The following is an 18,799-nucleotide window of genomic DNA, read 5'->3' as shown; positions in this document are numbered from 1 at the left end:
CCCTGCCGCGGTCGATTAATGACGGGCGCATTCGACCGGCGGCAGCCACACTGGTCCGGCTCATTGCGCGGGCCCGGGATCCGCGCGACATTGCCGGGCCCCGTGCGGGTTCCGGCCAGAACATCGGACGAGGACGTGAACGAGATCGAAGAGGTCGTCAGCCTGTCGCAGGACAGCGCTGAGACCTCGCACCCGCCGGCCGGCACCACCGGACCGGAAGTCATCAACGACAAGCTGCTCAACTGGGCATCCCTGCTGGAGCCGGCGACCCGTGCGCAGGCCGAGCAGACGGCCACCATGCCGTTCATCGCGCCCTACCTGGCCCTGATGCCCGACGCCCACCTGGGCAAGGGCTCGACCGTCGGGTCGGTCATCCCCACCGTCGGCGCGATCATGCCGGCCGCGGTCGGAGTGGACATCGGCTGCGGAATGATCGCGGTCCGCACCCGGTACGCCAAGGCGGACGTCGACGCCGTCGTGGCAGCCGGTCACCCGCTGTCCCGGCTGCGGACCGCGATCGAACGGGCCGTGCCGCTGTCGGCCGGCGGCCGGAACCAGCGGATCGCGGCCACCGCCGAGCCGCGGCTGGCCGAGCTCGAGAACCTAGCCGCGCGGCCCGGTTTCGACCCGGATGTGGACGCGGCGAGCTGGCGGTACCAGCTGGGCAGCCTCGGATCGGGCAACCACTTCATCGAGGTGTCACTCGACGAGGACGACACCGTCTGGCTGTTCCTGCACTCCGGGTCCCGGGGGGTGGGCAACCGGATCGCCTCGCGGCACATCGCGATCGCCAAGAAGATCATGGAGCGGGAGGGGGTCACCCTGCCCAATCGGGACCTGGCGTACCTGTCCGAAGGCACCCCGGAGTTCGACGCATACATCGCGCAGATGCAGTGGGCGCAGCGCTACGCCCTGCTGAACCGGGAGGAGATGATGGACCGGGTGGTCACCGAGTTCGGTCGGTGGCTGGGTGGTCCGGGGGGTGCGCCCGCGCCGGTCGACGAGGTGGAGCGGATCAACTGCCACCACAATTTCACCGTGCCCGAGGAGCACCTCGGGCAGCGGGTGTGGCTGAGCCGGAAGGGCGCCATCGACGCGCACCGCGGGGTGGCCGGGCTGATCCCCGGATCGATGGGGACGGCCAGCTACGTGGTCGAGGGCCTGGGCAACGAGCAGGCGCTGTGCAGTTCACCGCACGGGGCCGGCCGGGCCTACAGCCGGTCGGCCGCGCGGCGGGCGTTCACCCACGACCAGCTTCGGGAAGCCATGCGCGGCATCGAGTTCCGGGACAGTGACGTGTTCCTGGACGAGATACCCCAGGCCTACAAGGACATCGACGTCGTGATGGCCGACGCCGCCGATCTGGTGACCGTGCGGCACACGCTGCGGCAGATCGTGAACGTCAAGGGCGACTGATCGTCGGGTCCGACAGTGCGACACCGGCTACGGGAAGCTGTGCACATCCCGTGGCCGGTGTCCACAGCGGACCGGTGGAGGTGGCCGGGACATCGGCCTCCTTCCTACCGTCCTGGCCGTGCAGGGAACCTCGGAGTCATGGCAGCGGCTGGACCGCATGCGGTCGCTCGGTGCCGGGCCGACCCCTGGTGCCGGTGGGGTCGCGGAACCGGCGGCCGTGACTGGCGCGGGTCCGGCTGCGCCGCCCTCGATGACGGGCGGCTCGCCCGGGTGGGTTCCGGACGACGGCCGTGCCCTCGACGACGGGGTCGACGCCGCCCCGGGGCCGGGTCGGCCGGCTGACGCGAGCTCACGGCTGACCGATCCGGGCGAAGGCGACCCTGCCCTCGGCGGCGGGGACGAGACTCCGGACGCGGACCCGGACCCACCTCGGAGGCGCCGCGCGGCACCCCGGTGGCGGGTGCTGCTGCGCCGCCGGTTCGCCCGGTCCGCGGAGCTGTGGGTACCGCAGGCGCTGCAGGGGGCCCGCGTCGATCCCGGTCGTCGGGGCCTGATGGCCCTGCTGCTGGTCGCGGCGCTGGCGGCATCGATCACCGCCGTCGGAGTCTGGCGCGACCGGCCGCAGCCGGCGTCGTCGGCCACGGTGTCCGTCGTTGCCGAGGACCCGGCCACCGACCGGGTCACGACGTCACCGTCCGGTCCACCGTCGAGCGATCCGGTCGCGCGCACCGGCACACTCGCCGCGACCGAGACCACTGCGAATGCCGAGATCATCGTCAGCGTCACCGGTCTCGTGATCCGGCCGGGAGTGGTCACCCTCCCGGCCGGATCCCGGGTGGCCGCGGCGATCGACGCCGCCGGCGGACTGGCCCCGGCCGCCGACGTGACCGGTCTGAATCTGGCCGCCCGGTTGGACGACGGGGCCTCGGTCATCGTGACCGGCACCGGCGGTGCGGTGTCCGGGGCGGGGGCCGCGAGCGATGCCACCGGCAGTTTCGGCTCGGCGGGTCCGGGTGGTGCGCGGATCGACCTGAACTCCGCCGACGTCACCGAGCTGGACACCCTGCCCGGGGTGGGACCGGTGATGGCCGGCAACATCGTCGCCTGGCGGGAGCAGAACGGGCCGTTCACCTCGATCGAGCAGCTCCAGGAGATTTCCGGGATCGGCCCGGCCCGGTACGCGCAGTTGGCCGAGCTGGTCGTCGTCGCGTGACCGTCGGGGGCACCCGGATCCCGTCGGCCGACCCGGCGCCGACCGATCCGGACGGCGACGGGGCGAGGAGCGCAAGCCCCGGGTGCGCCGACGACGATCGACCGGATCCGCCCGATCTCCGGTTGGTCCCGATCGCGCTCACCGCCTGGGCGGGGTGCCTGCTCGTCCCGCCGGGCGGTCCGCCGGGCCCCCCGGCCGTGATCGCTGCGGCCGGGGCGGCGGCGGTGCTGCTGGGTCTGGCCGTCCGCCGACCCCGGTGGCGGGCCGGCCTGCTGGCTGCCCTTCTCGGGCTGTTGACCGGCCTGCTCGTCGCCGGTCTCCACTCGGCGCAACGGGCGGCCGACCCGCTCCGCGTCGCCGCCGCCGATGGTGGATCGGCGAGTGTCGCCGGCACCGTCGACGGCTACCCCCGTCCGGTCGCCTCGCGGTTCACCGACCCGGCTGCGAACTCGGCGGCGGGCCCGACCGCGGACCCGACAGCGGGGCCGGGGTCCACTTCCGGGGCGGCCGGCGACGGGCAGCGCTGGGCCGTCACGATCACCGCGCACGCCGGTCGGGTGTCCGGGGTGGAGTGGGCGGAGCTGGACAGTCCCGTCACGGTCTACGGGCGAGGTCCCACGTGGGCCACTCTGTTGCCGGGGCAGGCCATCTCGGTCAGCGGCCGGCTGGCGTCCCCCGCACGGGCGGACCTTCCCCCCACCCTGACGTCCCGGCGGGACGCGCGACCCGAGAGCGCGCCGCCCTGGTGGTACCAGGCCGCGGGCGCGGTGCGGTCGACGCTGCGCGACCACGCGTCGGCGCTGCCGCCCGACCCGGCCGGCCTGGTGCCGGGACTGGTCGTGGGGGACACCGGCGGCATCGACGACCGCCTGGACGCCGACGCCAGGACCGCCGGTCTGACCCACCTGCTCGCCGTGTCCGGGTCGCACTTCGCGCTGCTGTGCGGGCTGGCCGTCCTGCTGCTGGGCGCGGCCGGACCCCGGGTGGCCGCCCTCGGCGGCCTGGCCGTGGTGATCGCATTGGTGGTGCTGGTCGGCCCGGAACCGTCCGTCCTCCGGGCGGCCGTCATGGGTCTGGTCACCGTCGTCGCACTGCTCAGCGGCCGTCGCCGGACCGGTGTCCCGGCCCTGGCGGGTGCCGTGCTGCTCCTGCTGCTCGTCGAACCCGCCCTGGCCCGGTCGGCCGGGTTCGCCCTGTCGGTACTGGCCACCGGTGCACTGGTGCTCGTCGCCCCGTGGTGGGTGGCCGCGCTGCACTACCGCGGGGTGCCCCGCGGGTGGGCCCAGCTCCTGTGCATCCCGGTCGCCGCCCAGCTGGCCACCCTTCCGGTCATCGTCGCCATCAGCGGGTCGATCTCGCTGGTCGGCGTGCTGGCCAATGTCCTCGTCGCGCCCGTGGTGGCTCCGGCGTTGCTCGTCGGCATGGCCGCCGCGCTGTGCGGTCCCTGGTGGCCCTCGGCGGCCCAGGTGCTCGTCGCCGTCGCGGGGTGGCTGCTGGACTGGATGGCCACCGTCGCCCACACCCTGGCCCGCTGGCCGGTCGCCGCCCTGCCCTGGCCGGCGACCCCGGCCGGAGTCACCGTCCTGGTGATGCTGCTCCTGGGGGCCGTGGCGGCGCTCCGGCGCCGCCGACCACGGCACCTGCTCCTGGCCGCCCTGGTCGGGGTCCTCGGGGTGCTCCTGCCGGTGAAGGTCGTCGGTGTGGGCTGGCCGCCCCCGGGGTGGCTGCTGGTCGCCTGCGAGGTCGGCCAGGGGGACGCCATGGTGCTGTCCACCGGGGATCCGGGGACCGCGGTGGTCGTCGACACCGGCCCCGACCCGGTGGTGATGGATGCCTGCCTGGACCGCCTCGGCGTGACCACCGTCGCCGTCTTGATGCTCACCCACCTGCATGCCGACCACGTCGCCGGCCTGGCCGGAGCCCTGGACGGCCGGCTCGTCGGCCCCGTGCTGACCGGTCCGGGCCGCGACCCGGCCGGGACCTGGCACGCCATCGAATCCGCCGCCCACGTCACCGGCAGCATCGTGTCGACCCCACCGGTGGGCTCCACCTATCGGGTCGGAGCGCTCACGCTGACCGTGCTCGGACCGACTGGTGAGTTCCACGGCACCGAGTCCGACCCCAACAACGACTCCCTGGTGGTGCGGGCCGAGATGGACGGACGACGGATGCTGTTCACCGGGGACATCGAGCCGCCGGCCCAGCAGGCCCTGCTCCGGTCCCCGGAGGCGCTGCGGGCCGACGTGCTGAAGATCCCGCACCACGGATCGGCCCGCACCCTGGACCGTTTCCTGCGCGCCGTCGACGCCGACATCGCCGTCATCGGCGTCGGTCTCGACAACGACTACGGACACCCCAGCCCGAAGTTGCTGGCCGCGCTGGCATCCGCCGGAACCGGAACCGTGCTGCGGACCGACCTGCACGGCGACGCGGCCGTGGTCGTCGACCCGGCCGGCGGCGGCCTCGGCACCCGCGTGCGGGGACCCGACGGCGTGATCACGACCGTGTCGGTCAGAGAATGACACCCGGATTGAACAGGCCCTGCGGGTCCAGGGCGCGCTTGATGGTCGCGGTGAGCTCCATGACGTCCGCGCCGACCTGGTCCGGCAGCCAGCCCTTCTTGAGGCGACCCACACCGTGCTCTCCGGTGATGGTGCCGCCGAGAGCGATGGCCAGATCCATGATCTGCCCGAAAGCCAGCTGCGCCCGGTCGTGCTCGGTCGGGTCGGTGGGATCGAAGACCAGCAGCGGGTGGGTGTTGCCGTCGCCGGCGTGCGCGATCACCGACACCACGACGTCGTTGGTGCGGGAGATCTCGGCGATGCCGTCGATCAGCGCGGGCAGTTGCGGGAGCGGCACGCCGACGTCCTCGAGCAGCAGCGACCCCTTCTTCTCCACCGACGGGATGGCCATGCGGCGGGCCACGACGAACTGCTCACCCTCCTCCGGGTCGCTCGTCGCGTACACCTCGGTGGCCCCGTGCTCGGTGAACGCCGCTTCGATCAGGGCGATCTCCGCCGCGCCGGCCGGACCGGCGGCGTCCGACTGGGCGACCAGCAGGGCCCCGGCGCTGCGATCCAGGCCCATCCGCAACTGGTCCTCGACGGCGTTGATGGCCACCGAGTCCATGAACTCGAGCATCGCCGGGCGGATCTGGGCGGTGATGGCGAGCACGGCCTCACTGGCCTGGTGCACGGACGCGAAGCTGCCGACCACCGTGCACGCCGGGGCCTGTGGCGGCAGCAGCCGCAGGGTGATCTCGGTGATGATGCCGAGCGTGCCCTCGCTGCCGACGAACATCTTGACCAGCGGGAGACCGGCCGAATCCTTCAACTGCTTGCCGCCGAGCCGCAGCGCCCGGCCGTCGGCCATCACCACCTGCAACCCGAGGACGTAGTCGGTGGTGACGCCGTACTTCACACAGCACAGTCCGCCGGCGTTCGTGGCGACATTGCCGCCGATGGAACAGATCTGGAACGACGACGGGTCCGGCGGATACCACAGGCCCTGCTCGGCGGCGGCGGCCTTGACCTCGGCGTTAAACAGGCCGGGCTGGACGACGGCCGTGCGGGTCGCGGAGTCGATGGTCAGGGCGCGCATCTTCTCCGTCGACAGCGTGATCGCGCCGTCCACGGCGGTCGAGCCACCGGACAGACTGGTGCCCGCTCCGCGCGGCACGATGGGCACCCCGTGCGCGGCGCACCATCGGACCACGGTCTGCACCTGCTCGGTGGTGGTCGGGCGGACCAAGGCGAGGGAGGTGCCGGCGTCCGGATCCTGGGCCCGGTCCTGCCGGTACCCGGCCAGGATGTCCGGGTCGGTGACGACCATGCCCTCGGGTAACGACGCGGCCAGCTCGGCGACGGCGGCCCGGCGTTCCGGGGCGGTCGGGGCGGCGGGTCGGAGGTCGGCGGTGACTGTCTCCGTCATCACATCACCATAGGCCGCGCCGACCGCGAGGTGCGCCGATCCTGTCCGACTGGCGAGATCCGGTGTCGCCACCCGTCCGCGGCTCCTCCTCATGATCCCGGCCGACCACGCGGCGCCTCGCCGGATGCGGGCGCCCGATCGGGGAAACCTGGGTGCGTCGACCCCCGCGCCCGTCGACGAGGGGTCACCCTCGGCTGATGGCGGGACGACGGACGAGGCATGCGGTGGTGGCCGTCCTCGGGGCGGCGCTGGTGACGACCGGGGCCACGGGTTGCGGGGGCAGCGTGGCCGCCACCTCCGCCACGTCCGGTGTTCCGGCGTCCCTCACTTCGAGCGGAACGCCCCCGTCGTCGCCGGACGTTCCGACGGCGGTTCCCGCCGGGCAACCCACACCGGCCGACGTCCCGCCCGAGGGCGCCTTCGATCCGGTGTTGGCGTTGATGGTGCAGCGACTCGACACCGCCGACACCGTCGCCGCCGCCAAGTGGGTCACCCAGCAGCCGGTGACCGACCCGGCCCGGGAGGCGGTGGTCCTCGCCGCGGCCCCCGCACGCGCCGAACAGGTCGGCGCCGACCTCGACTACGTCACCGCCGTGTTCGGCGACCAGATCACCGCCAACAAACAGGCCCAGCAGCAGATCCTCGACGGGTGGACCGCGGGGTCGGGGACCCCACCCACCACCGCGCCGGACCTGGCCACGCAGGTACGCCCGGTCCTCGACCGGATCACCACCGACCTGGTCCCGGCGCTGGCGGCCGTGCAGGACTACCGCGACGACTCGGGCTGCGCGAAGTTCCTCGCCGACGATGTCGCCTCCGTGCCCCCGCCGGCGTCGGACGCGGGCCGCGCCGCACTGCCGACCGCCGTGGCCCACCTCTGCGACGGCTGACGAACGACGAACGATCGCCGGGCGGGGCGGTTTCGGGCCCCGGCCGACTCGGGTACCGCACGCACGCCACCTTCGAGAGGACGTGCGATGACCACCACCAACCCCGTTGCCGCCAGCGAAGACACGAAGAGACCGTTGCTGTCCGCGCTCGCCCTGGTGTGTTCGCTCAAACCCTCACCGGCCCCGTCCAGCAGTGAGTTGCTCGCCTCCCAGGTGCTCGACGCCCTGACCGGCCACGGCGTCACCACCGCCGGGGTCGTCCGGGTGGTCGACCACGACGTCAAACCCGGGGTCGAGCTGGACATGGGCGCCGGGGATGCCTGGCCCGGCATCCGGGCCCAGCTGATGGCGGCCGACATCCTCGTGCTGGCCACCCCGACCTGGATGGGTCACGCCAGCAGCGTGTGCCACCGGGTACTGGAGCGACTGGACGCCGAGTTGTCCGAGACCGACGAGCAGGGTCGGCTGCAGACCTACGGCAAGGTCGCCGTGGTGGTCGTCGTGGGTAACGAGGACGGCGCCCACAAGATCACCGCCGACCTCATGCAGGCACTGAACGACGTGGGCTTCACCCTGCCGGCCGCCGGCGTGACGTACTGGAACGGCGAGGCGATGCACACGGTCGACTACAACGACCTCGACGAGACACCCGAGAAGACGGCGGCGGCGACCGTCGCCGCCGCCGCCAACGCCGCCCATCTGGCCGGCCTCCTCAAGAGCAAGCCCTACCTGCCCACCGGCTGAACCCCGTCGTCGGTCAGCCGGCCGCCGGCGGGTCACCGGCGGCCGGAAGTGCGGCCAGTTCGGCCTGCAGTGCCTGCAATTCGGCGGCCAGGGCCTGGGCTCGGGCCTGGGTGGCCTGCCGGTGCTGCTCGAGCACCGCGCCGACGGCTGTGCTGAGTGGCTCGTTGTCCAACGACTGCACGAGATCCCAGGCCCGGGCGGGGGAGATCGGCGTCGGCTTGATGACGACCCGGGAGCCGATGCGCGCCTCCACCCGCCAGGCGGTGGGATCGGCGTCGCTGGTGGCGACGGTGACGCTGATGGCCTTGCCCGGGCGGGCGGCAGCGGTCGACCGCCGGGCCGGCGCAGGTTTCGCGCTGGCGGTGGCCGGGCTCGGGTCGACGCGCTCCGGGGTGAGCGGCGGCGGGGGCGGCGCGGCCGGCAGCGGACGGAGCGCCGGAGACGGCGCGACCGCCGCGGGGGTCCGCTGGGCGGGGAGTGGCGCCGGTGCCGGCTCGCCGGACTGGTCGGCTGGGCCCGGCCGGCGGCGCGCCGTGGGCGGGGCCAAATCGGCGGGCGCGAACGGCACGACGTCCTTGACGCCGTTGACCGTCACCTCGACCTCCACGAATTCCGCACCGACCACGTCCGGGTCGCCCACCCCGCGCACCCGTCCGGAGGCCCCGTCGGGAAACTGGGCCGACGATGCGATGGCCACCCGGACGGTCTTGCCCGCGGCGAGATCGGCGCGCAGCCGGTCGATGTCGAGGGGCTCGGGGGCGGTGGTCCGTCGGCGGGGAGGCATGCGGCGCATCCTCCCATCCGCCACCGACAGTCAGACCCGGACAGGCCGCTCGCCCGCGCAGACCGGTGGCACCATGGCCCGATGGGACTGTTGCGCCGTCGACGCCCGGAACCGGCCGCGGGCCCGCCGGATCCTGCGCTGCTCGAATTGGCCGAGGCCATCATCCGATCCGGTTTCGTCGACCGGGCTGACGCGGTCGAGATGGTGCGCGACCAGTCCGGCCTGGGCGAGTCCGATCCCGGGCCTGCCGCCGCGGTCGACCGGGCGTGGCACGACCGGACCGTGGAGCAGCAGACGTGGAGCGGATCGGGGGACCACGACCGACTGGCCGCTGCGTTCGCGCACCTCGGACGGCAGGGGGTGGTCGCCCGAATGAACTTCACCTGTTGTCAGAACTGCGGCACCGACGAGATCGACGACGAGCGCACGCCGGATCCCGGGGGCGGCCAGTACCCGTGGCGGGAGTGGGCGTACACCTTCTTCCACCAGCAGGACGCCGAACGGCTCGGCGACGTCCCCGCGGTGTTGTTCCTCAGCTACAGCGCCTTCCGGGCCAGCCCCCGTCTCGATCCGGCCCTGCTGCAGGCCGCCCGTGCCGGCGACGAGGATGCCCGTCGACGCGTGCGGGTGGCGACCGACACTGAGGTGGGCACCATCGTGGCGACGGCGTTGCGCGACCACGGGCTGACCGTCGAGTGGGATGGCGACCCGGACGACCGCATCCGGGTGCTCGTCACCGACTGGCGCAAACCCCTTCCGTCCTGACCCCGGCCGGCCGAACGTCGATGCCGGCCCCCCGACGGGCGGGCTCAGCCCAGGGCCTGCGCCGCCTTGCGAGCGGCCCCCGGTAGTGCGTCGGCGATCGTCTGCAGCGCCGCGTCGTCGTGCGCGGCCGAGACGAACCACGCCTCGAACGCCGACGGCGGCAGGTACACGCCGGCCTCCAGCATTCCGTGGAAGAAGGCGGCGAACGCGGCGGTCGACTGTGTGCGGGCCGCGTCGTAATCCGGCACCTCGGCGTCGGTGAAGAACACCGAGAACAGGTTGCCGGCCCGCTGCAGCCGGTGCGGCACCCCCGCCTCGTCCAGGGCCCGGTCGACGAGATCGCCGACGGTGCCGGCGGTCCGGTCCAGGTGGGCGTACACGTCGGCGGTGCAGCCGGTCAGGTTGGCCAACCCGGCCGCGGTGGCGATCGGGTTCCCGGACAGCGTGCCGGCCTGGTAGACGGGTCCGTTCGGGGCGAGCATCGCCATGACGTCGGCCCGCCCGCCGAACGCGCCGACCGGTAGGCCACCGCCGATGACCTTGCCGAAGGTGAACAGGTCCGGGACCCACGGCTGATCGGCGGTGCCGACCGCACTCACCGAGGTCTCGACCGACCGTTCGTGGCCGTACCAGCCGGCCCGGCTGACCCGGAACCCGGTCATCACCTCGTCCATGATGAACAGCGCGCCGTCGTCGTGGGCGATCCGCGCGAGTCCTGCGTTGAAGCCGGGCCGCGGTGGGACGACACCCATGTTGGCGGCGGCGGATTCGGTGATGATGGCGGCGATCTGACCCGGATGCTCGGCGAAGGCGGCGCGGACGGCGTCGAGATCGTTGTAGGGCAGCACGATCACTTCGGCCGTCGTCGAGGCGGTCACCCCGGCCGAGTCGGGCAGGGCGAAGGTGGCCACGCCGGAACCGGCCGAGGCCAGCAGGGCGTCGACGTGACCGTGGTAGCACCCGGCGAACTTGACGATCTTCGGTCGTCCGGTGAACCCGCGGGCCAACCGGATGGCCGACATGGTCGCCTCGGTGCCGGACGAGACCAGGCGGACCCGATCCACTCCGGGGACCCGATCGACGATGGCCTCGGCCAGGGCGACCTCGCCCTCACCGGGCGTCCCGAACGACAGTCCGCGAGCCGCGGCCGCCGACACCGCTTCCAGCACCGCGGGATTCGCATGGCCCAGAATCATGGGACCCCAGGACCCGACCAGGTCGACGTAGGTGTTGCCGTCGGCGTCGGTGATGTGCGGGCCGCGACCGGAACGCATGAACCGGGGGGTGCCGCCGACGGAACGGAAGGCCCGTACCGGCGAGTTGACCCCGCCCGGCGTGACCGCCGAGGCCCGGGCGAACAGGGCGGCGCTGGCCGGGACCGGTTCGTCGGACCGGGCCGCTGCCTTCGCCGTATCGGTCGGAACCTGGTCGGTCTCGGCCGGGGCGCTCTCGTGGATCTCGTCGGCCGTGGCCGCACCGGTGGGTGTCGTGTCGCTCATGTGGTCTCTCCTCGGGCCGGGCTGATCGTCGTCTGGTCCGCCGGTCACGCGCGCAACCAGCCGGCGACCTCGGTCGCCCAGTAGGTCAGCACGATCTGCGCGCCGGCCCGGCGGATGGAGGTCAGGGACTCCAGGATGGCCCGGTCCCGGTCGATCCAACCGCGGTCGGCGGCGCCCTCGATCATCGAGTACTCGCCGGAGATCTGGTACGCGGCCAGCGGGACGTTCACCGTCGGGTCGTTGGCGACGTCCCGCACGATGTCCAGGTAGCTCATCGCCGGTTTGACCATCACCAGGTCGGCGCCCTCGGCGACATCGAGAGCGACCTCCCGAGCCGCCTCCCGCCGGTTGGCCGGGTCCTGCTGGTAGGTCCGCCGGTCACCCTGCAGGGCGGAGTCGACCGCCTCCCGGAACGGGCCGTAGAAGGCGGACGCGTACTTCGCCGCGTAGGCGAAAACCCCGGTGTCGAGGTGGTTCTCGGCATCCAACGCCGCCCGGACGGCGGCCACCTGGCCGTCCATCATCCCGGACGTGCCGACGAGATCGGCGCCGGCCGCGGCCTGGGCGACCCCCATCTGCTGGTACCGGACCAGGGTCGCGTCGTTGTCGACCGCGCCGGACGGGGTGAGCACCCCGCAGTGGCCGTGGTCGGTGAATTCGTCCAGGCACAGGTCGGCCATCAGGACGGTGGAATCGCCCAGGTCGGACCGCAGATCACGCAGCGCCGCGTTCAGGATGCCGTCGGGTTCGGTGGCCTGCGACCCGACCGCGTCACGCACGGTGGGGATGCCGAACAGCATGAGGCCGCCCACTCCCGCCGTCACCGCTTCGGCGGCGGCCCGGCGCAGTGAGTCCCGGCTGTGCTGGGCGACCCCGGGCATGGCGCTGATCGGCAACGGCTCGGTCAGGCCCTCCTTGACGAACATCGGCAGCACCAGATCGGCCGGATCCAGCCGGGTCTCGGCGACCAGCCGGCGCAGCGCCGGGGTGCGGCGCAGCCGACGGGGACGGTCGGCGGGAACGAAGGCGGGGGCGGGGACCGGGGTGGTGGTCACGGGGCGGAACCTTTCACAGGGTGCAGAAGCGGGCGTGCTGATCGTCAGGGGGTCGTCGGTGGCTCGTCCGGCGGCCGATGCAGGACCCTCCGCAGCCCGTCGACCAGGGCGGCCGGGGTGGGTGCCGCGGCGGTGAAGTCCAGGCGCCATCCGGCCGCGCGGACCGCCTCGGCGGTGGGACGGCCGATGGCCCCGATCACGGTGGCTGCGGCCGGTCGTCGCGGCCCGATCGCCTGCACGGTACTGGGCGAGGTGAACAGGGCCGCGGTGAAACCGCCACCCACCAGGCGCTCGACCACCGTCGGCGCGGGCGGGCCGATCATGGTGCGGTAGGCGACCACGGTCTCGATGCGATGGCCGGCGTCGGCCAGGGCCTCCGGGAGGGTGGCCGCGGCCCGGTCGGAGTGGGGGAGCAGGACGTCCGCGGTAGCGGTCGGCCGGTCCGCCGGCGGTGGCCAGATCGCGGCGAGGTCCTCGGCCGACCCGCCGGTCGCCGGGACCAGGTCGACCGGCCATCCGGCGTCCCCGACCGCGCGGGCGGTGGCCGGCCCGACCGCGGCGATCCGCGAGGCCGCGGACCTCGGCAGGCCGAGGGCGTCCAGGCGGGCGGACCAGACGGCGACGGTGCTGGCCGAGGTGAAGGCGATCCACGTGTACCGGCCGTCCGCCCACCGTCGTACCGCGGCGTCCAGCGCCGCGGTGTCCGGCGGTGCCGCCACCGTGATGAGCCGAACCGCGGTGACCTCGGCGCCGGCGGCCAGCAGGGCACGATGCAGACCGGACGGCCCGGCCCCGGGATCGGCCGGCGCCGGGACGAGAACCGTCACCCCGTCGAGGGTCTCGCTGTCGGTTCGCTCGACCCGCGCCGGGGTGGGGGGACCGGGTCGGGTCACCGCGGCGCGGCCAGCAGGCGACCGGCGCCGCGGGTCAGCAGGTCCTCGGCCAGCTCCACCCCGAGCGCCACGGCGTCCACCAGCGGACCGGTCACCGACCCCCGCACCTGTTCCTGCCCGTCGGCGGAGAAGACGGCCGCCGTCAGGCGCAGGGTCGCCCCGTCCACGGTGGCGTGCGCACCGACCGGGGCGACGCAACCGGCTTCGACCGCGGCCAGCAGGCTGCGTTCGGCGTCGGCGGCCGCGCGGGTGGCCGGATCGTCCAGGGCGTTCAGGGCACCGGCGTACCAGGCGGTCTGACGATCCACCGTCCGGCACTCGACAGCCAGGGCGCCCTGACCGCAGGCCGGCAGCATGTCCTCGGGACGCAGGCGCTCGGTGATCGCCGCGGACCGGTCCAGCCGGGCCAGCCCGGAGGCGGCCAGCACCACGGCGTCCAGATGGCCGTCGGTCACCAGCCGCAGACGCGTGTCCACGTTGCCGCGGACCGGCACCACCTCGACGTCCGGTCGCAGCGCCCGCAGCTGCGCTGACCGACGCGGCGACCCGGTGCCGACCCGGGCCCCGGTCGGCAGCCCGGCCACCGTCAGTCCGTCCCGGGCACACAGGACGTCGGCCGGGTCCTCGCGGACCGGCACCGCGCCGACGACGATGCCGTCGGCCGGGGCGGTCGGCAGATCCTTGTAGGAGTGCACGACGACATCGACCCGACCGTCGGCCAGCGCGGTGCGCACCGCGCCGACGAACACCCCGGTGCCGCCGATCTGGGCGAGCGGCCCCTGGTTGACGTCGCCTTCGGTCTTGATGCGGACCAGTTCGACTCCGGGTACGCGCTCATCACCGGATCCGGCGGCCAGCTCGGCCAGTTGCCGGGCCACCATGCCCGATTGGGCCAGGGCCAGGGCGCTGCCGCGGGTGCCCAGCCGGAGCAGCGGTGCCCCGACGGGATCGATCGCCGGGCTCACGATGCGGCAACCCCCGGGATGCCCGAGGCGACCAGCTGAGCCGGGCGAACGTCCAGACCGTCCCAGTCGACCGCGGAATCCTGCGCGGCGGTGGTGGGCCGACGGACCCGGGCGTTGACACAGCAGGCCGGAGCGCAGAAGTCGGGTCGCGCCGTGGCCGCCACCACCCGGCCGCCCGGGGCGTCGTCGGCCGGGTCGGACCCGTCGAGCCGGCGGACCAGGAGGTCGGCCAGCGCGGCGACGAACCGGGGGTCGGTGCCGGGGGTCGGGACACGGGCGAACCAGAGACCGTGCTCCTGTGCGGTCTCCGCGGCCTCGTGGTCCAGATCCCAGATGACCTCGACGTGGTCGGAGACGAAGCCGATCGGCACGACGACGACGCCCTTGACGCCCTCACCCGCCAAACCCTCGATCACATCGTTGATGTCCGGATCCAGCCACGGCACCGACGGCGGACCGGACCGCGACTGGTAGACCAGCTGCCACCCGATGCCCTCGGTCTCGGGCAGCTGCCGGGCCACGCCGTCGAGGACGGTGCGGGCGACGGCCAGGTGCTGGGTGACGTACGCGCCGCCGGGCTGGTGGTCGCCCAGGGACGCCGAACCCGAGGTGTCGGCCATGGTGTTCGGGATCGAGTGCGTGGTGAAGATGACCCGGACATCCGCGGGGGACAGCCCGGCCTCGGCGGCCGAACGGAGAGCCGCGGCCGTGTCGTCGACGAACGGCTCGACGAACCCACGCACCGCGAAGTACGGGCTGACCTTGTCGATCCGCACCCGGCCGACCAGGCCGGTGTCGGCCAGCGCGCGGCCGAAGTCCTCCCGGTACTGCCGGCAGGAGGAGTACGACGAATAGGCCGAGGTGGCCAGGCCCAGCAGGCGGATCTGGCCGGCGGCGGCCGCCTCGGTCACGACGTCCGACAGGTAGGGCGCCCAGTTGCGATTGCCCCACAGCACGGGGGTGTCGACCCCACGGCGCTGGAGTTCGGTCTCCAGGGCGGCCCGCAGCGCACGGTTCTGCTCGTTGATCGGGGACCGGCCGCCGAGCGCCTGGTAGTGGTGCGACACCTCGACCAGTCGTTCGTCGGGGATGCCGCGGCCGCGGGTGACGTTGCGCAGGAACGGCATCACGTCGTCGGGGCCCTCGGGCCCGCCGAAGCCGGCCAGCAGGATCGCGTCGTAACCGGGCCGGGTCGGATCGGCCGTCCCCTCGGCCGGCTGCGTCGAGGCGACGGTGCTCATCGCACGACCTCGACCACGCCGGCCTCGTCGATCCGCCGACCGGAGAAGAACGGCGTCTCCTCGCGCACGTGCATCCGGGCGCCGGACGCGCGCAGGTGGCGCATCAGGTCGACGGTGTCGTGGAGTTCGTCGGCTTCCAGCGCCAGCAGCCACTCGTAGTCGCCGAGGGCGAACGCGGCCACCGTGTTGGAGAGCACCTGGTCGTACTCGCGGCCCATCATGCCGTGCTCGACGAGCATGCCGCGGCGCTCCTGGTCGGGCAGCAGGTACCACTCGAACGACCGGACGAACGGGTAGACGGTGACCCAGTTCCGGGCGTCCATGCCGGCCAGGAAGGCGGGGACGTGGCCCTTGTTGAACTCGGCCGGCCGGTGCAGGCCCATGGCCGACCAGGTTCCGGTCAGGCTGCGGCCGACCGTGGTCCGGCGCAGGGCGCGGGAAGCCTCCTGCAGTTCGTCCGCGGTGGACGCGTGCCACCAGACCAGCAGGTCGGCATCGGAGCGCAGGGCCGAGACGTCGTAGAAGCCGCGGACGACGACGTCCTTCTCGGCCAGCGCGGCGACCAGGTCGGTCAGTTCGGCGGTCGCCTTGTCCGCCGGGCCGTCCAGATCGGCGCTTCGCCGGTAGACGGCGAAACCGGTGTAGCGGATCTGGGCGTTGATCTCGCGGGCGGTCGGCCGGGTGCGGGCCGGGGGTTGCGCAGACGTCATGTGTTCATCCTTCCAGCCGCGGGAGTTCTCCCGGCGGGACCTTCGTCGCGGGCATCTGTGACGTTCGTTGGTCGGTCGTGGCGACCCGCTGCGGCAGCGGGATCGAGCAGCGTGCGGGCCTGCGCCCGGGCGTCGGCGACCACGGCGCCGAGGCCGGTGCCGGCCGCGGGACCGCCCACCAGCAGTACCCCGATCGACCGCAGCTGCGCGCGCAGGTCACGGACCGCGGCCTGGTGTCCGGGCCGCGGGACGGGCAGGGCGGCCGGCCACCCGACCACCGCACTGGCGCGGAGGGACCGGGCGTCCAGGTCCAGGCCCAGCAGCGTCCCCGTGTCCAGGCGGGCCACCTCGATCAGGGCATCGTCGTCGGCGGGTCGCCCGCCGCTGTCGTCATCCCGTCCGTAGGACAGTCGCACGACGTGCCGGCCCGGTCCGACCGCCCGGGCCAGCCAGTCCCATTTCACGGTGGCGTGGGTGATGGCCTTGGCCGCCACGTCGGTCACGCTGCGGGCGACCAGTACCCCGGTGCCGCGAGGAGCGCGATCCAGTTGCGGGTCGTCGAGGACGAGGGTGACCAGGCGCACCGGCGTCGGTGGGGTGGCGACGGTCGTGGACAGGTCGGCGGGGGCCGCCGGACCCAGCAGGTCCCGGGCGACCGCTCCGGGGACGGCCAGCACCAGCGTGTCCGTCCGGAGCACCCGGCCGGAGTCGGTGGTCACCGTCCAGGTGCCAACGGCGTGGGTCACCGAGCGGACGACGGTACCGACGGTGATCTCGCCCCCCGCCGCGCGGACGGCCGTGGCGAGGGTCTCGCTCAACCGGTGCATGCCGCCGCGCAATGACGCGACCGCGCTGCCCGGCCGGGGCCGGCTGCCTGCCGACTTCCGGATGGTCAGCGCGAGCGACCGGACGTCCGGCCGGGCCAGAGCCGGCGTCACCGTCGCGACCTCCAGGGCGTCCGGGTCGGCGGCGTAGACCCCGCCGGCCACCGGCTCCACCAGCCGCTGGACGACGCGGCCGCCCATGCGTCCGCGGACCAGCCCGCCCAAACCGGACCCCTGGCGTCCGACCCGGCGGGGGAGCACCAGGTCGGCGCAGGCCCGGACGGCCCCGGTGACGCCGACGACCCGTCGCACGTCGGCGGCCCAGGGGCGGCCGGGAACGCCGAGCAGGCCTCCGACCGGCAGCGGCGCGGTGCCGCCGGCCCAGCGCACCCAGGCCCCGGTCGGTTCCGGACGGACGACCTCGTCGGCCAACCCCAGCTCGTCGACCAGCGCACCGACGGCGGGTCGGGTCACGGCGAACGATTCCGCCCCCGCGTCCAGGCGCAGGCCGCCGACCGTGTGGCCGCGGACGACCCCGCCCACCTCGGGCTCGGCCTCGAACAGGATCGGACGTCGCCCGGCCCGCGCGAGTTCCCAGGCCACCACCAGTCCGGCGATCCCGCCGCCCACGACGACGGGGCGGTCGGGCACGCTCGCGTCGGTCACCCTGCGCTCCCTCCGCCGGCCGGGCCGGAGGAGTGGAGGAGGTCGACGAGCCAGGTCAGCACGTCCGGATCGGTCTCCGGGGGGACGCCGTGGCCGAGGTTGACGACATGGCCGGGCGCCGTGCGGCCGGCGGCCAGCACTGCGGTCGCGGCGGCGCCGAGTGCGTCCCGACCGGCGAAGAGCAGAGCGGGGTCGATGTTGCCCTGCACGGGGACCCCGCCGCCGAGGCGCTGCTGCGCGACGTCCAGCGGGATGCGGTGGTCGACCCCCATCACGTCGGCACCGGCCTCGTGCATGGCGGCCAGCAGCTCACCGGTGCCTACGCCGAAGTGGATGCGGGGCACTCCCAGGTCGGCCACCGCGGTCAGCACGTGGGCCGAATGCGGCTGCACGAAGGTGCGGTAGTCGGCGAGCGACAGCGCCCCGGCCCACGAGTCGAACAGCTGTGCCGCCGAGGTGCCGGCCAGCACCTGACCCCGCAGGAAGGTGGCCGTGGTCCGGGCCACCCAGCCGGCCAGCTCGTTCCACAGCTCGGGGGCGGCGTGCATCATCGCCTTGGTGTGCAGGTGCTCCCGGCTGGGGCCGCCCTCCACCAGGTACGACGCGAGGGTGAACGGAGCGCCCGCGAACCCGATCAGCGGCGTGGATCCCAGCTCGGCGACCGTGCCGCGGACCGCCTGCACGATGGGTGTCAGCTGGTCGACGGTGAGCTCCGGCAGCGCGGCCACCTGTGCGGCGGTGCGGATCGGGTCCGCGACCACCGGACCCACCCCGGGGCGGATCTCGACATCGATCCCGGCGAGCTTGAGCGGCACGACGATGTCGCTGAAGAAGATCGCGGCGTCCACGCCGTGCCGCCGGACCGGCTGCAGGGTGATCTCGGTGACCAGATCCGGGGTCAGGCAGGCGTCGAGCATGGCCGTCCCGGCGCGGACCGCGCGGTACTCGGGCAGGGATCGACCGGCCTGCCGCATGAACCAGACCGCCGGTCGCTCGGCCCGTTCCCCACGATAGGAACGGATCAACGCCGAGTCGGCCGTGCGGCCCGACGTCAGCGGATGGTCGTCGGGCAGGGGAGTCCCGGAGATCGCCGGGCCGGCAGGAAGCGCAGACATGATGATCCATGATGACCTGCCCGCGGACGTCCCGGCGCGAGAGGTCTGCCACGCGCGGGTGACGGATCGATGTCACCGACGTAACACAC

General features: G+C 73.8%; 16 protein-coding genes. 6 read left to right on the top strand and 10 right to left on the bottom strand.

Features of this window, described 5'->3' with window-relative positions; translation table 11 throughout:
* The first annotated feature begins 162 nt into the window (after positions 1 to 162).
* The 3 genes from FDO65_RS07395 to FDO65_RS07385 all read left to right on the top strand — a co-directional run bounded on the left by FDO65_RS07395 (position 163) and on the right by FDO65_RS07385 (position 5,151).
* Positions 163 to 1,416, top strand: coding sequence for an RtcB family protein (locus FDO65_RS07395; protein ID WP_420847526.1), 1,254 nt, complete (start codon positions 163 to 165; stop codon positions 1,414 to 1,416).
* 460 nt (positions 1,417 to 1,876) lie between these two features.
* The gene (locus tag FDO65_RS22095; protein ID WP_166442077.1) at positions 1,877 to 2,629 is read left to right on the top strand and encodes a ComEA family DNA-binding protein; all 753 of its coding nucleotides are present in this window, start codon (positions 1,877 to 1,879) and stop codon (positions 2,627 to 2,629) included.
* A 122-nt stretch (positions 2,630 to 2,751) separates the two neighbouring features.
* The gene (locus FDO65_RS07385; protein WP_166442076.1) at positions 2,752 to 5,151 is read left to right on the top strand and encodes a ComEC/Rec2 family competence protein; all 2,400 of its coding nucleotides are present in this window, start codon (positions 2,752 to 2,754) and stop codon (positions 5,149 to 5,151) included.
* On the opposite strand, the gene FDO65_RS07380 is transcribed toward FDO65_RS07385, so the two are convergent.
* Entirely contained in the window at positions 5,141 to 6,460 is a 1,320-nt protein-coding gene (locus FDO65_RS07380; protein ID WP_420847525.1) for an FAD-binding oxidoreductase, read from the bottom strand. The two genes, FDO65_RS07385 and FDO65_RS07380, sit on opposite strands and share 11 nt — an antisense overlap.
* 296 nt (positions 6,461 to 6,756) lie before the next feature.
* On the opposite strand from FDO65_RS07380, the gene aroQ reads away from it, so the two are divergent.
* Positions 6,757 to 7,449 (top strand): gamma subclass chorismate mutase AroQ, encoded by a 693-nt coding sequence (gene aroQ / locus FDO65_RS07375; RefSeq protein WP_137448703.1) that lies wholly within the window; start codon positions 6,757 to 6,759, stop codon positions 7,447 to 7,449.
* An 87-nt stretch (positions 7,450 to 7,536) separates the two neighbouring features.
* Positions 7,537 to 8,193 carry a flavodoxin family protein gene (locus tag FDO65_RS07370; RefSeq protein ID WP_137448702.1) on the top strand — a complete coding sequence of 219 codons (657 nt, stop codon included), beginning with the start codon at positions 7,537 to 7,539 and terminating at the stop codon, positions 8,191 to 8,193.
* 13 nt (positions 8,194 to 8,206) lie between these two features.
* Here FDO65_RS07370 and FDO65_RS07365 read toward each other — a convergent pair whose 3' ends face one another.
* Positions 8,207 to 8,977 (bottom strand): DUF6319 family protein, encoded by a 771-nt coding sequence (locus FDO65_RS07365; protein WP_137448701.1) that lies wholly within the window; start codon positions 8,975 to 8,977, stop codon positions 8,207 to 8,209.
* A gap of 81 nt (positions 8,978 to 9,058) precedes the next feature.
* On the opposite strand from FDO65_RS07365, the gene FDO65_RS07360 reads away from it, so the two are divergent.
* The gene (locus FDO65_RS07360) at positions 9,059 to 9,742 is read left to right on the top strand and encodes a DUF6891 domain-containing protein (RefSeq protein WP_137448700.1); all 684 of its coding nucleotides are present in this window, start codon (positions 9,059 to 9,061) and stop codon (positions 9,740 to 9,742) included.
* 44 nt (positions 9,743 to 9,786) lie between these two features.
* Here the strand turns inward: FDO65_RS07360 and hemL are convergent, their stop codons facing one another.
* From hemL to hemE, 8 genes are all read right to left on the bottom strand, one after another.
* Positions 9,787 to 11,241 carry a glutamate-1-semialdehyde 2,1-aminomutase gene (hemL, locus tag FDO65_RS07355; RefSeq protein ID WP_137448699.1) on the bottom strand — a complete coding sequence of 485 codons (1,455 nt, stop codon included), beginning with the start codon at positions 11,239 to 11,241 and terminating at the stop codon, positions 9,787 to 9,789.
* Positions 11,242 to 11,285: 44 nt separating this feature from the next.
* Positions 11,286 to 12,296, bottom strand: a complete 1,011-nt coding sequence (hemB, locus tag FDO65_RS07350; RefSeq protein WP_240757475.1) for a porphobilinogen synthase — start codon at positions 12,294 to 12,296, stop codon at positions 11,286 to 11,288.
* A gap of 44 nt (positions 12,297 to 12,340) precedes the next feature.
* Positions 12,341 to 13,123, bottom strand: a complete 783-nt coding sequence (locus tag FDO65_RS07345) for a uroporphyrinogen-III synthase (RefSeq protein WP_166442075.1) — start codon at positions 13,121 to 13,123, stop codon at positions 12,341 to 12,343.
* A gap of 62 nt (positions 13,124 to 13,185) precedes the next feature.
* Complete coding sequence (gene hemC, locus FDO65_RS07340) at positions 13,186 to 14,154, bottom strand: hydroxymethylbilane synthase (RefSeq protein ID WP_240757474.1); 969 nt, start codon at positions 14,152 to 14,154, stop codon at positions 13,186 to 13,188.
* The gene (locus FDO65_RS07335; RefSeq protein WP_137448696.1) at positions 14,151 to 15,395 is read right to left on the bottom strand and encodes a ferrochelatase; all 1,245 of its coding nucleotides are present in this window, start codon (positions 15,393 to 15,395) and stop codon (positions 14,151 to 14,153) included. Before FDO65_RS07335 ends, hemC begins: the two co-directional genes overlap by 4 nt.
* A complete protein-coding gene (gene hemQ, locus FDO65_RS07330) occupies positions 15,392 to 16,105 on the bottom strand; it encodes a hydrogen peroxide-dependent heme synthase (protein ID WP_137448695.1) in 714 nt (237 codons plus the stop codon). The genes FDO65_RS07335 and hemQ overlap by 4 nt, the downstream gene beginning before the upstream one ends.
* On the bottom strand, positions 16,102 to 17,595 hold the full coding sequence (hemG, locus tag FDO65_RS07325) for a protoporphyrinogen oxidase (protein ID WP_205849835.1): 1,494 nt from the start codon (positions 17,593 to 17,595) through the stop codon (positions 16,102 to 16,104). Before hemG ends, hemQ begins: the two co-directional genes overlap by 4 nt.
* A complete protein-coding gene (gene hemE / locus FDO65_RS07320) occupies positions 17,592 to 18,710 on the bottom strand; it encodes a uroporphyrinogen decarboxylase (protein WP_137448694.1) in 1,119 nt (372 codons plus the stop codon). The genes hemG and hemE overlap by 4 nt, the downstream gene beginning before the upstream one ends.
* Positions 18,711 to 18,799: the final 89 nt, after the last annotated feature.

Source organism: Nakamurella flava (assembly GCF_005298075.1).
Lineage (GTDB): Bacteria > Actinomycetota > Actinomycetes > Mycobacteriales > Nakamurellaceae > Nakamurella > Nakamurella flava.
Note: the sequence above shows the minus strand (reverse complement) of the source record. Positions and strands in the feature narration are given on the sequence as shown.

Coding starts and splice junctions, on each gene's coding strand:
- FDO65_RS07365 (WP_137448701.1), bottom strand. CDS start 8,977: ATGCCTCCCCGCCGACGGACCACCGCCCCCGAGCCCCTCGACATCGAC.
- hemL (WP_137448699.1), bottom strand. CDS start 11,241: ATGAGCGACACGACACCCACCGGTGCGGCCACGGCCGACGAGATCCAC.
- FDO65_RS07360 (WP_137448700.1), top strand. CDS start 9,059: ATGGGACTGTTGCGCCGTCGACGCCCGGAACCGGCCGCGGGCCCGCCG.
- FDO65_RS07335 (WP_137448696.1), bottom strand. CDS start 15,395: ATGAGCACCGTCGCCTCGACGCAGCCGGCCGAGGGGACGGCCGATCCG.
- hemE (WP_137448694.1), bottom strand. CDS start 18,710: ATGTCTGCGCTTCCTGCCGGCCCGGCGATCTCCGGGACTCCCCTGCCC.
- aroQ (WP_137448703.1), top strand. CDS start 6,757: ATGGCGGGACGACGGACGAGGCATGCGGTGGTGGCCGTCCTCGGGGCG.
- FDO65_RS07380 (WP_420847525.1), bottom strand. CDS start 6,460: ATGGTCGTCACCGACCCGGACATCCTGGCCGGGTACCGGCAGGACCGG.
- FDO65_RS07370 (WP_137448702.1), top strand. CDS start 7,537: ATGACCACCACCAACCCCGTTGCCGCCAGCGAAGACACGAAGAGACCG.
- hemQ (WP_137448695.1), bottom strand. CDS start 16,105: ATGACGTCTGCGCAACCCCCGGCCCGCACCCGGCCGACCGCCCGCGAG.